13 protein-coding genes are annotated in these 12,136 nt (G+C 32.2%); 4 read left to right on the top strand and 9 right to left on the bottom strand.

The genetic code is table 11. The features are described 5' to 3' along the window. The first annotated feature begins 11 nt into the window (after positions 1-11). From fliQ to FOC43_RS08890, 3 genes are all read left to right on the top strand, one after another. Complete coding sequence (gene fliQ / locus FOC43_RS07060; protein WP_002779416.1) at positions 12-281, top strand: flagellar biosynthesis protein FliQ; 270 nt, start codon at positions 12-14, stop codon at positions 279-281. Beyond that, entirely contained in the window at positions 278-1,054 is a 777-nt protein-coding gene (locus tag FOC43_RS07065) for a UDP-N-acetylmuramate dehydrogenase (RefSeq protein WP_002779417.1), read from the top strand. Before fliQ ends, FOC43_RS07065 begins: the two co-directional genes overlap by 4 nt. 108 nt (positions 1,055-1,162) lie before the next feature. Further along, positions 1,163-1,336, top strand: coding sequence for a hypothetical protein (locus FOC43_RS08890; protein ID WP_002779418.1), 174 nt, complete (start codon positions 1,163-1,165; stop codon positions 1,334-1,336). Positions 1,337-1,340: 4 nt separating this feature from the next. Here FOC43_RS08890 and FOC43_RS07070 read toward each other — a convergent pair whose 3' ends face one another. The 6 genes from FOC43_RS07070 to topA all read right to left on the bottom strand — a co-directional run bounded on the left by FOC43_RS07070 (position 1,341) and on the right by topA (position 8,472). Continuing rightward, positions 1,341-2,102 (bottom strand): hypothetical protein, encoded by a 762-nt coding sequence (locus FOC43_RS07070; RefSeq protein WP_002779419.1) that lies wholly within the window; start codon positions 2,100-2,102, stop codon positions 1,341-1,343. Between the two features lie 36 nt (positions 2,103-2,138). Continuing rightward, entirely contained in the window at positions 2,139-2,903 is a 765-nt protein-coding gene (locus tag FOC43_RS07075) for a 3'(2'),5'-bisphosphate nucleotidase CysQ (RefSeq protein ID WP_002780009.1), read from the bottom strand. Between the two features lie 73 nt (positions 2,904-2,976). Next, positions 2,977-4,245 carry a citrate synthase gene (locus tag FOC43_RS07080; RefSeq protein ID WP_002779421.1) on the bottom strand — a complete coding sequence of 423 codons (1,269 nt, stop codon included), beginning with the start codon at positions 4,243-4,245 and terminating at the stop codon, positions 2,977-2,979. Between the two features lie 129 nt (positions 4,246-4,374). Continuing rightward, a complete protein-coding gene (locus tag FOC43_RS07085; RefSeq protein WP_002780007.1) occupies positions 4,375-5,550 on the bottom strand; it encodes a cation:proton antiporter in 1,176 nt (391 codons plus the stop codon). Then, positions 5,531-6,367, bottom strand: coding sequence for a biotin synthase (locus tag FOC43_RS07090; RefSeq protein WP_002779423.1), 837 nt, complete (start codon positions 6,365-6,367; stop codon positions 5,531-5,533). The genes FOC43_RS07085 and FOC43_RS07090 overlap by 20 nt, the downstream gene beginning before the upstream one ends. A gap of 2 nt (positions 6,368-6,369) precedes the next feature. Next, positions 6,370-8,472 carry a type I DNA topoisomerase gene (topA, locus tag FOC43_RS07095; RefSeq protein ID WP_002789823.1) on the bottom strand — a complete coding sequence of 701 codons (2,103 nt, stop codon included), beginning with the start codon at positions 8,470-8,472 and terminating at the stop codon, positions 6,370-6,372. A 228-nt stretch (positions 8,473-8,700) separates the two neighbouring features. Here topA and FOC43_RS07100 point away from each other — a divergent pair, with 228 nt between their 5' ends. Next, a complete protein-coding gene (locus FOC43_RS07100) occupies positions 8,701-9,960 on the top strand; it encodes an MFS transporter (protein WP_002789821.1) in 1,260 nt (419 codons plus the stop codon). A gap of 61 nt (positions 9,961-10,021) precedes the next feature. Here the strand turns inward: FOC43_RS07100 and secY are convergent, their stop codons facing one another. Genes secY through rpsE form a run of 3 tightly spaced genes read right to left on the bottom strand, consistent with a single transcriptional unit; the run spans position 10,022 to position 12,127 of the window. Then, entirely contained in the window at positions 10,022-11,287 is a 1,266-nt protein-coding gene (secY, locus tag FOC43_RS07105) for a preprotein translocase subunit SecY (RefSeq protein WP_002779426.1), read from the bottom strand. After that, positions 11,287-11,679: a 50S ribosomal protein L15 gene (gene rplO / locus FOC43_RS07110; RefSeq protein WP_002783551.1), complete on the bottom strand. Its 393-nt coding sequence runs from the start codon at positions 11,677-11,679 to the stop codon at positions 11,287-11,289. The genes secY and rplO overlap by 1 nt, the downstream gene beginning before the upstream one ends. Before the next feature lie 4 nt (positions 11,680-11,683). After that, complete coding sequence (gene rpsE, locus FOC43_RS07115) at positions 11,684-12,127, bottom strand: 30S ribosomal protein S5 (RefSeq protein WP_002779428.1); 444 nt, start codon at positions 12,125-12,127, stop codon at positions 11,684-11,686. Positions 12,128-12,136 lie beyond the last annotated feature (9 nt).

Genomic DNA, 12,136 nt, shown 5'->3' on the forward strand with positions numbered 1-12,136 from the left:
AAAGGATTAAAATGGATGAAAGCACCTTGGTTGCTCTTGGAGTGCAAACCTTTAAAATCACACTTTTGCTTTCTTTGCCCATGCTTTTAGCGGGGCTTATCGCAGGGCTTATTATCAGTATCTTTCAGGCTACAACACAGATTAATGAAATGACGCTTTCTTTTGTGCCTAAAATCATCTTAGTAGTAATAGTCATCATCTTTTTAATGCCTTGGATGACTACAACAATGATTGATTTTACCGAAAATATTTTAAATCAAATTCCAACTTTTATCAAATGATTATCGATTTTAAGAAATATTCATCTGTAAAGATTGGAGGCGAATTTGAGGTCGAAGTTTTAGAACAAATTCGCGAATTTGATGGCTTTTTAATAGGCGGTGCGAACAATCTCCTTATAAGCCCTAAGCCTAAAAATATAGGAATTTTAAGCGATAATTTTAATTTTATTGAAATTTTAGAGCAAAATAAAGACTTTTTACATCTTCGCATAGGTTGTAAGACAAAAGCAAGTCAAATGTATCGTTTTTCCAAAGAAAATAATCTTTATGGTTTTGAATACCTTAGCAAAATTCCTGGTACGCTTGGTGGACTTTTAAAAATGAATGCGGGGCTTAAAGATGAGTGCATCAGTCAGAATTTAGTCAAAATTGCCACTTCAAAAGGTGAAATTTTACGCGAAAATATTGATTTTAGTTACCGCTTTTGCCCTTTAAATATGCCTTTTTTTTGGGCTGAATTTAAACTCGGTTTTGGTTTTGATAAGATAAAAGATGAGAATTTAAAAAATGCAAGAAACAATCAACCTAGCGGAGCAAGCTTTGGCTCTATCTTTAAAAATCCAAAAGGAGATTTTGCAGGAAGACTCATTGAGGCTGTAGGACTTAAAGGCTTTAGCAAAGGAGATGCGATGTTAAGCGACAAGCATGCAAATTTTTTGATCAATAAAAAAAATGCAAGTTTTGATGATGCTATTTTTCTTATCGAACTTGCTAAAAAAAAGGTTTTTGAGGAATTTGGCATAAAATTAGAAGAAGAAGTGATTATCATTTAAATTAAATTTCTACTTCTTTCTTTAATATATGTTTTTAAAAAGATAGCATTTTTTAATCAAATTCACGCTACAATCAGACAATTTTTTCTTACGATAAAAGGATAATTCATGCAAATAAATATCAACCTAGAAGAAATGACTAAATGGCAAATCACTTACGAGCTTAAAAGAATTTTATCAAGTCTTGATCCTATAACTGCGCATGAAATCGCAAAGGAATTAAGACAAGAATTTTTAAGCATAGAAGAGCTACAAGATCGCATTAGGCAAATCAACGATTAAATTTTTATTGCACTGTTAAATTTAATTTTTCTAACTCTTTGTTTATAACTTCAGCAAGCATATTTGGCATTTGATTTACAAGTTTTTGATAATTTACCCTAGGATCTTGTGCATGAAGTGCAAAATTTAATCTTACATTTTTTGATGTGAGTATTTTACCATTACTTGTAGAAACAACTTTGAAGTTAATATTAGCTACTGCATTTTTGGTTATTGCAACAAAATAATTTGTGATATTTACATAAAAATCATCTAAATTTACCACCACAAGATAGTCTGTAAATTTGGCATAAATTTGACTTTTGTCTTTTTCTTTTTTTAAAAAAGGAGATACATTAAGCAATTTAGAGTCTTTAGGACTAAAACGAGCTAAAGTTCTTAAATCTTGATAAACACCGTTTGCAGCTGAATTTACAAAATTTAATCTTAAATTATCCACTAAATTTTTAGCAAAAAGAGTAGAAAATTCTTTAGCACTTATGTTAAAACCATCCAAAGCATAGCCAAAATTTTGCCTAAAACTCATAGCTATAGCAAAATCAACATCATTATCTTTACGAATGCTTTCTTTCTTACTCATCAAACTAGAGCTATCAAAAATCCCTTTTTGCTGATCTAAGTTTTGTTTTTCAACATTTTGTTGAAGATCTATGATTTCAAAACTTTCTTGCTGTTCTAGTTTAATGATTTTTTTTTGCGAAAAATTATTTGCAAAAAGACTAGAATTTAACAAAATACTCATAAATAAAATAAGAAAAATTTTCATTTTTATCCTTTAAGATTTTAAAATTATATGCTGTTTTTATGTATATATATTTAAAAAACTTTTTTTAGAAACACAAATAAAAGGCTCGCACTTATAATTTAAAGGGGAATATAAAATCATTTCCTTAGAAAAGGTTCCCATAAAACCACCCTTTTGATTGACTAAAAAATCTCCAGCTGCAATATCCCAACTATTTAACTTCTCAAAACGCTTATAAACCCCTGCTCTACCTTCCAAAATAGCACAAAATTTAAGCCCTGATCCTATGTTAATAGGTGTCAAATTGTGTTTTTTAGCAAAATTTTCATCCTCTTTACTAAGATGATTAACACTTAAAAGAGCTTTAGATTGATTGTCTATAAAATCTTGTTCGCTTATATCTAAAATTTTATCATTTTTATAAACTCTAGTATTTTGATGAGCGTAAAAAATATCGCCTTTTGAAGGATTTTTTATAAGAGCTAAAATAGGTCTATCTTCATGAATCAAACTGATCATAATGCAAAATTCATCACTACCTTTTAAAAACCCACTTGTACCATCAAGCGGATCAATAAGCCAATAACTTTGCAAATTTTTACTTTCTTCCTGACTTAGCAAACCTTCTTCAGATAAAATTTTAATATCTGTTTTTCCTAAAATATCGTTTAAAATTTCATTTGAAGCAAGATCGGCTGATGTTAAGGGGCTTTGATCTTGTTTTTGCCAAATTTGTAGGTTTTTTCTTTCTTTTAAAATAGCTTTAGAGGCTTCATTACTGGCATCTATGGCGGTTTTTAGTAAATTATCGAGTTTAAACATTGTAAGACTTTCAAAATATTCTTTTGAAATTATATAAGAAGTTTGTGTGAAAAAGTTAATTTCACACAATCATTTAAATTTTACTGGTTTCTCCAAGGTAAAGCTGTCTTGGACGAACAATTTTTAGTGTTTCTTGCTCTTTTTGCTCTATCCATTGTGCTATCCAGCCTGGTGTACGTCCGATCACGAAAAGCGTTGCAAACATTTCATTTGGAATTCCTAGAGCTTTTAAAATTAAGCCGCTATGAAAATCTACATTTGGATAAAGATTTCTTTGTACAAAATAATCATCTTGCAAGGCAATCTCTTCTATACGAGTTGCCACCTTAATCAAATTCGTATCAATACCTAACTCATCGATTAATTGATCACGAAGCTTTTTAAGTACTTTTGCACGCGGATCAAAATTTTTATAAACCCTATGCCCAAAGCCCATCAAGCGGAATGGGTCATTTTTATCTTTTGCTCTTTTTATAAATTCATCCACCCTATCAACAGTAGCTATTTCCTCAAGCATTCTAATAACGCCTTCATTTGCACCTCCATGAGCATGACCCCAAAGCGCTCCAATACCTGCTGAAATACATGCATAAGGATGCGCATGAGTAGAACCTACGGCACGAACAGTAGAAGTAGAAGCATTTTGTTCATGATCTGCATGAAGCATAAATACAGTATCGAGTGCTTTTACTTCTATAGGTTTAAGCTCAACATGATCATAAGGATAGGTTCTTAACATATATAAAAAGTTCTCAGTAAATCCACGATCTAAATTAGGATAAGCCATAGGAAAACCATTTTTATAACGATAAGCAGCGGCTACTATAGTAGGAATTTTTGCTACAACTCTAGCAGCCATTTCCATGTACTCTTCTCTAACATTCATATTTAAATGATCAGGATAAAAAGCACTAAGAGATGAAACAGCGCCTTGTAAAACGGCCATAGGGTGAGCATTATCAGGGAAAGAATCAAAAAGACGATGCATACCCTCATGTATATAAGAGCGTTTTTTAAGCTCATATCTAAATGCTTCAAGTCTTTCATTGCTTGGAAGTTCTTTATAGAGTAAAAGATGCACTACATCTAAAAAAAGTTTATTTTCAGCAAGCCATTCTATAGGATAGCCACGGTGCATTAAAACACCCTCTTCACCATCAATATAAGTAATTTTTGATTTACAAGTAGCTGTAGAAGTTAAACCTTCATCATAAGCAAACATTCCTGTTTGTTTATAAAAACTCCCCATATCCACAACACTTGGACCAGTAGTACCATCATATATAGGGAATTCGTAGCTTTTACCATTTCTATTGTCAGTTACAGTAACAGAATTTGACATTTTTGCTCCTTTTTTAATCTTTACTTTTAGTAATTCTAGCTAAAAAAGGCGATTTTCAACTTTTTCATTGTCAATAATTTTAAAATTCATTAACCTTTTTGAGTAAAAAAGTAACCTGTGTTATTTAGATTACTTTTTAATATTTGAAATAAATTTAATCGCACTCATCACAACAATAGCTTCAAATAAAGCTGTTAAAATTAGCGCCGAATAAAGTTCTTCGCTGATAACTTTTCCTGAATATCCTAGCGTAGCAGTAGCGATAAGAAGAGTCAAAGGCATAGAGTGACTCAGTCCAAATAAAACCATATTTTGAAAGCCAATTTTTTTCCAAAAAACACTGGCACACAAAATTCTCAAACCTACCATCACAAACATCAGCAAAATAGCATCAAATACGATTTCATATTCTAAAATCATTTTAAGATCGAAAGTAGTTCCTATATGGATAAAAAAAATCGGAATTAAAAAACCATGCCCAAAACTAGAAAGTTTATGCTCTAAATCCTTTTTATGGTCAAAAAAAGTTGCGATAAAAGAACCTGCAATAAAAGAGCCTAAAACGATTTCAAGCTTTGTAATAATCATAGCCACGATAATCAAAATAAAAATTGCCATACAAAATCTTATATCTTTTTCATTTTTATCTTCCCAAGGCATCAGCACGACTTTAAGTTGGGGATACCACCAAAAAAGCACACCTAAAACTTTAAAACCAAGCAAACAAAGCCCTAAAAATATATTAAGATATAAAATGCTTTGTACTACATCGATAATATTTGTCCCCTCGCGTAAAAAAGCTCCAGCTATGGTTAAAAGCACTATGGAAACAACCTCAGCTAATGTTGCTACTATCATAGCTGTATTAAGCCAGTAACACTCTTTACCAAAGTCCTTATAAAGCAAGGATAAAAGCCCCACGCTCATAACCGGAATAATCAAAACAAACACGAAAGAAAGTTCAAAAACCCATACTATAGCCGATGAAAAAGAATAAAGCAATATGATATAAAAAAAGCTTTTTTTGGCAATTTCTTTATCCATATTAAAAAAAGCGCGCAAATTGACTTCCATACCCGCTATAAACATAAGATAATAAAAACCCACATTAGCTAAAATAGTAAAATTTTCACTCTTACCTATAAAACCAAAATACGCCATAAGTGCGCCCAAAATGATTTCAGTAGCTGAAATCGGTAAGCGCAAAATTTTAGCTATATGCGGAGAAAATAGTAAACATAAAGCTATAACAATAAGAATTTGTAGATCAATTAAACCCTGTGAATCAATGACACTCGGATGCAAAAGTAAATCCCATTTCTTTAAGTTTTACTATATCACGACTTGGTTCTTCACCTTTTGTAGTAAGATAATCTCCTATTACAATAGCACCTGCACCTGCTTTAAAAATTTCATATTGTCTTTCTTGCAATACCACCTCACGACCTCCTGCTACCATAACCACAGTATTAGGCAAAGCTTCTTTAGTATCACTTATAATTTTTAAAGCCTCATCAGCACTTAATTTTGGAACTTGTAGTTTTAAATTTTCATTGGCTATAAAAAAATTAATAGGCGTTGAAAAAGGTTGCAATTCTTGCAAAGATTTTCTAAAACTTAGTCTATCCTCTTCACTCTCACCCATACCATAAATTCCACCACAACAAAGCATAAGTCCTGCTTCTTTGGCATTTAAATTGGTTTGAAATCTACTTTCCCAAGTATGAGTGGTGCAAATTTGTGGAAAAAATTCTTTTGAAGCTTCAAGATTGTGATTATAAGAAAAAATTCCTGCTTTTTTAAGCTCTTTTAATTGCTCCACGCTTGCCATACCATTACAGGCTATAAGAAGTAAATTAGGCACTTCTTTTTGTACTGCATGTGCTGCTTTGCAAACATATTCGAGTTTTTCATCATCAAGTCCAAGGCCTGCCGTAACCAAACAAAAACCCAAAGCTTCATTTTTCTTAGCTATCTTGGCCTCTAAAACAATTTGTGAAATTTCTTTTTGACGGTATTTTTGTATATTTGTTTTTACATAAGCACTTTGGGTGCAGTATTTGCAATCTTCAGAACAATTTCCACTGGCTATATTTGAAATAGCACAAAGCATGATTTGCATGATTAATCCTTTATTTCTTTTTTAATTTTGCATTTTAAACATTCTAAGAATGTGCCTTTTTTTAGCTCTTTTATCACTAAATTTTCTCCACATTCCTCACATTTTTCATCGCTTGGTTTATATTTACTTATAAAATTACATTTTGGATAAGCACTACAACCATAAAATTTACCGCGTTTTGAAAGGCGCTCTACTATCTCACCCTCTTTGCAACTTGGACAAGTAATGCCTATGCCCTTTGCTTTAGCCTTGCTAGCACTTACTTCAGCTTCATTCTTGCTTTCATTTTTTAAATTTCTTGAGTATTTGCATTTTGGAAAATTTAAACAAGCTACGAATTCTCCAAAACGCCCTTTTCTAATCGCAAGTTCACCACCACAATCAGGGCAATTTTCACCCAATTTAGTCACCGTTTTTTGGCTTGCAATTTTTGTTTTTCCTTCTTCAACCTTCCTCATAAAGGGATAATAAAATTCTTTCAAAGTTTCTTGCCAATTAGCTTTATCTTCTGCAATCTCATCTAAAGTATTTTCAAGATTTGAAGTAAATTTACTATCTACTATATCACTGAAATTCTTTTCAAGCACTTCAGTTACACTAAAAGCGACTTCACTAGGAATGAGTTGTTTTTTATCGATTTTTACATAATCACGGCTTGTAAGTATAGAAATAGTCGGCGCATAAGTAGAAGGGCGACCTATGCCTAAGCTTTCAAGTTTTTTTACAAGTCCTGCTTCGGAATATCTTGAAGGTGGTTCGGTAAAATGTGAGTTCATTTCTAAATTTTGTATTTTTAAATTTTCACCTATTTTAAAATTGGGTAAAATTTTATCCTTATCCATATCACCATAAACTTTATAATATCCATCAAAAAGGATTTTTCTACCGCTTATTTTAAAAACTGCTCTATCATTTTTTACAAATACATTTTGAGTTTGAGAGATAGCAGGACTCATCTGACAGGCTAAAAAGCGATTATAAATAAGTGTGTAAAGTTTTAACTCATCTTTGTCTAAAAATTTAGCCGCAATTTCTGGAGTAAAACTTAAATTTGTAGGGCGTATAGCTTCATGAGCTTCTTGAGCGCCTTTAGTCTTTGTAGTATATACATTTGCTTTGCTTGGAAGATAGTCTTTGCCAAAATTTGCTTGTATGAATTTTCTTGCATTTTCTACTGCTTCTTTGGCTAAATTTAAACTATCGGTTCTCATATAAGTAATAACCCCCATCACGCCTTCATGGGTATTTACTCCTTCATAGAGCTTTTGAGCTATCATCATGGTTTTTTTAGGGTTAAAACCAAGGCGATTGCTGGCACTTTGTTGTAAGGTTGAAGTCATAAAAGGAGGCGGCGGAGCGATTTTTCTTTCTTTGCTTTCTATATCGCTTATAGCATAATTTTCATTTTTACACGCTTCAAAAACAAGCTTTGCACGATCTTTATTTGTAAGAGTAAGCTTTTCTATCTTTGCTTTATCAAATTCGACAAGTTCTGTATTTAAATCCTTTTGAAATATCATATCTATACTAAAATATTCTAAAGGAACAAAAGCACGAATTTCTTTCTCACGATCGACTATGATCTTTAAAGCCGCACTTTGAACACGCCCAGCACTAAGTCCTCTTTGAATTTTTTGTCCTAATAAAGGGCTGAGCTTATACCCTACAATGCGATCTAAAAGACGTCTGGTTTGCTGAGCATTTACAGAGTGCATGTTTAATTTTCTTGGATTTTTTAAAGCATTTTCTATAGCGCTTTTAGTGATTTCATGAAAAACAATGCGTGGTAAGGTGTTTTCATCTTTTCCTATAGCTTTTGCAATATGATAGGCTATAGCCTCTCCTTCTCTATCTTCATCCGTTGCAAGATAGACTTCTTTGGCATCTTTAGCTTTGCTTTTAAGTTCTTTAACTAAGGCGCTATGATCACTTGTGATTCTATACTCAGGGATAAATTCATCATTTTCTATTTTTATACCAAAACTTGATTTAGGTAAATCTCTTATATGCCCTTTAGAAGCTATGACTTCATATTCTTTGCCCAAAAAATTGCCTATAGTTTTTGCTTTTGCAGGAGATTCGACTATGATCAAATTTTTTTTCATTTGCTACTGCCTTTGTAAATTTCATTAAAAATACTATTAATAATTAAAGATAAATAATTTCTATAAAAAATTAAAAGCTGAATTTAGCTAAAAATTTTTGAAATTCTACTTATAATGAAAGATATTTTATCTATACAAATGAAAAACAGGAGTATAAATTACAAATAGAAGTAATTTTAAATACAAAAGAAAATTTTTTGAGTATAATAAAACTAAAAAGGTTCAAATATGAAGAAAAAATCTTATAAATTTCACCCCAATGATACAAAATTAGATAAAAAAATGGTTGAGATCACAGAAAAATCAGGCTTTAAAATCGCAGTATTTTCCATGGCGGCAATGACTATGCTAGGAAGCGTGGTAATCTCATCAGCACTGCCTGCAATCAATAGACATTTTGAAGATATTTTAATCCAATCAGGTGCAAATATGCAAACAAATTTTACCCTAGCACATCTTGATATTTTAGTGCGTTTAGTATTAACCCTACCTGCTATTTTCGTTGTGATTTTATCTCCTTTTGCAGGAATTTTAATGGATAAACTGGGTAAATTAAAATTTGTTTTTCCTGCAATGATTGCTTGGACACTTGCTGGAGTAAGTGGCTTTTTCTTAAATGATATTTATGCTATACTGACTTCAAGAGCTATTTTTGGTATGGCAACGGCTTTTATAATGACGGGTGCTTCGGCTTTGCTGGGAGATTATTATAGTCGTGGTGGCTTTAACCGTAGAGAAAATGCTTTAAGTCTTCAAGGATTTTTTTGTGCGGTAGGTGGTGCAGTGTTTATCTCTATAGCGGGCTTTGTTTCGAGTTATTCTTGGCGTTATCCTTTTTTGGTTTATGGGCTTGGAATTTTAATCACCCTCATAGCCATGATTTATCTTTTTGAGCCAAGAAAATTTAAATTTTACAATCATACAAAGATAGAAGAAAAAACTAATTACTGGAAATTTTTTCCTATTTATTTTATAGGATTTTTTATCATGGTGGTTTATTATATATCCCCTACACAACTTCCTTATTATATAGAAGAGCATCTAGGCTTAGATCCTAAATTTATAGGGATTTCAATGTCAATTTCTGCACTTTGTTATGGTATTTTTTCTCTAAGTTACAAATATATCATGCGTTTTTTAAGTATTAAAATGATTTATATTGCTACTTTATTCATTGTGGGCTGTTCTTTTTTGATACTCTTTTTGATCGATGATTTTATCGCTGTTTTATTTGCTTTAGCCTTGCTTGGAATGGGTGGAGGTATCATGCTTGTAAATAACACTGCTTATCTTTTTTCAATCTGTCCTGAAAATGCACGAGCTAGAGCTTATGGAATTTTAGCTAGTTGTATATTTTTAGGGCAATTCTTAAGCCCGATTATCTCTCAGCCTATAGTAAGACAATTGGGACTTGTTGATGCGTTTTTAATATGGGCTATTTTAAATTTTATAGTTTGTATTGTATTTTTATTTTTAAAACAAAGATGAAAAATCGCTTTTTATAGAAAGTATAAAACACAAAGAGATATCTCCTCCTTGTGTTAAAAGTTTATAAACCTATTGCATTTAAGGTTTGGTATTTATTCATATAAATTTGAGCTTCAATTTTTCTCATTGTATCCAATGCAACTTGAACTACAATCAATACAGAAGTACCTCCAAAATTAAAAGGTACACCCATGAATTTAACCAAAACCCAAGGCAAGGTTGCTACAAGTCCTAAATAAATAGAACCCGATAAAGTAAGACGAGAAGCTACTTCATTAAGATAATTTGCTGTCCCTTCGCCTGGACGAATTCCAGGGATAAAACCCCCTTGTTTTTTAAGATTTTCCGCTATATCCTTAGCATTAAATACTATAGAAGCATAAAAATACGCAAAGAAAATTACAAACAAGAAAGTCAAAACATGAAATAAATAACCATTTGGATTCAAAAAGTCATTGATAGCTTGCAAATACGGATTTGTACTTGTTTGCAAAATAGTCGTAGGAAACATTAAAATAGCGCTAGCAAAAATCGGCGGAATAACTCCACTTAAATTGATTTTAATTGGAATATAGTTCATAATACGCTTATTTTGATTTTGCATTACTACTTTACGCGAGTAAGAAATAGGAATTCTTCTTTCTCCAAGCTCTACATATATAATCACGCCAATAGTGATTAAAATCAAAGCAAGGATAACAAAAGCGGTTAAGAAATTCATTTCGCCTGAATTTATCTGTCCTACTGTACCCGAAATAGCTCTTGGAATTCCTGAAACAATACCTGCAAAAATAATCAAAGAAATACCATTTCCTATACCTCTTTGTGTGATTTGTTCACCTATCCACATCAAAAGCATAGTTCCTGCGAGCATAGAAATTGCACAAAGCGCAATAAACATATTTAAATTTTCTATCATTATAGCGCCTGCTCCACCTCTTCCATGTAAACTTTGAAGTCCTATAGCCACACCGATACTTTGAACTAAAGTGATTACTATAGTTGCATAACGGATAATTTGCATATATTTTTGCATACCATCGCGTTCTTTTTTCATTTTACCGATATTTGGGAAAGTAGCTGCTAAAAGCTCCATGATAATCGAAGCAGTAATATAAGGCATAATACCTAAAGAAATGATAGAAAAGCGTTCTGCTGCCCCACCACTAAAAACATTAAATAAACCCAAAGCATTGTTTTGATTATTGTTAAAAAATTCCGCAATCACATCAGCATTGACGCCAGGAACTGGCACATAAGCCAGAACCCTATAAGCAAACAAGAAAGCTAAGGTGATTAAAATCTTATTCGTCAATGCCTTATTCATTATTTTGATCCGGTGACGCTGATATTCTCGTCTTTAATTTTTGATGCTAAGTCTTTTGCACTTGCACCGATTAATTTAATTTTAGTAACAGACTTTGAAATTTTATGAACGCTTTTGATGCTTTCAATTGTAATTTCATTAAGCTCTTTTACGGCTGTGATTTTTTCAACATTAATCACATAAGGTTTTGCGATTTTAGAAGTAAAACCAACTTTTGGTAATCTTCTTTGAAGAGGTTGCTGACCTCCTTCAAAACCTCTTTTTTCATTATAACCCTTTCTAGCGGTTTGACCTTTGCCCCCTTTAGTGGCGGTTTTACCCATTCCACTTCCTTGGCCACGGCCTATTCTTTTGGTTTTATGCGTTGATCCCGCTGCTTTTGTCAAATTCATCTTCTTATCCTTTTAGCATTGTTAAAGCTTTGATTGTAGCACGAACCACGTTAGCTGAGTTATTTGAACCTAAAGACTTAGTTAAGATATCTTTAATACCCGCAAGCTCTACGATAGGACGAGTAGAACCACCCGCGATAACTCCCGTACCTTCGCTAGCTGGTTTAAGTAAAATTCTACTTGCATTGTATTTTACTTCAACATCGTGAGCAATAGTTGATCCTTTAGTTTTTACTTCAACGATATTTTTAAATGCATCATCAACTGCTTTGCGAATAGCATCAGGAACTTCTTTAGCCTTGCCATAACCAACACCTACTAAACCTTTGCGGTTTCCAACAATAACTAAAGCAGTAAATCTAAATCTTCTACCACCTTTAACAACCTTAGTAACTCTGCCGATATCGACGATTACTTCTTCAAATTCTTCTCTATTATATTTTTCCATCGATTTACC

Source organism: Campylobacter coli (genome assembly GCF_009730395.1).
GTDB classification, from domain to species: domain Bacteria; phylum Campylobacterota; class Campylobacteria; order Campylobacterales; family Campylobacteraceae; genus Campylobacter_D; species Campylobacter_D coli.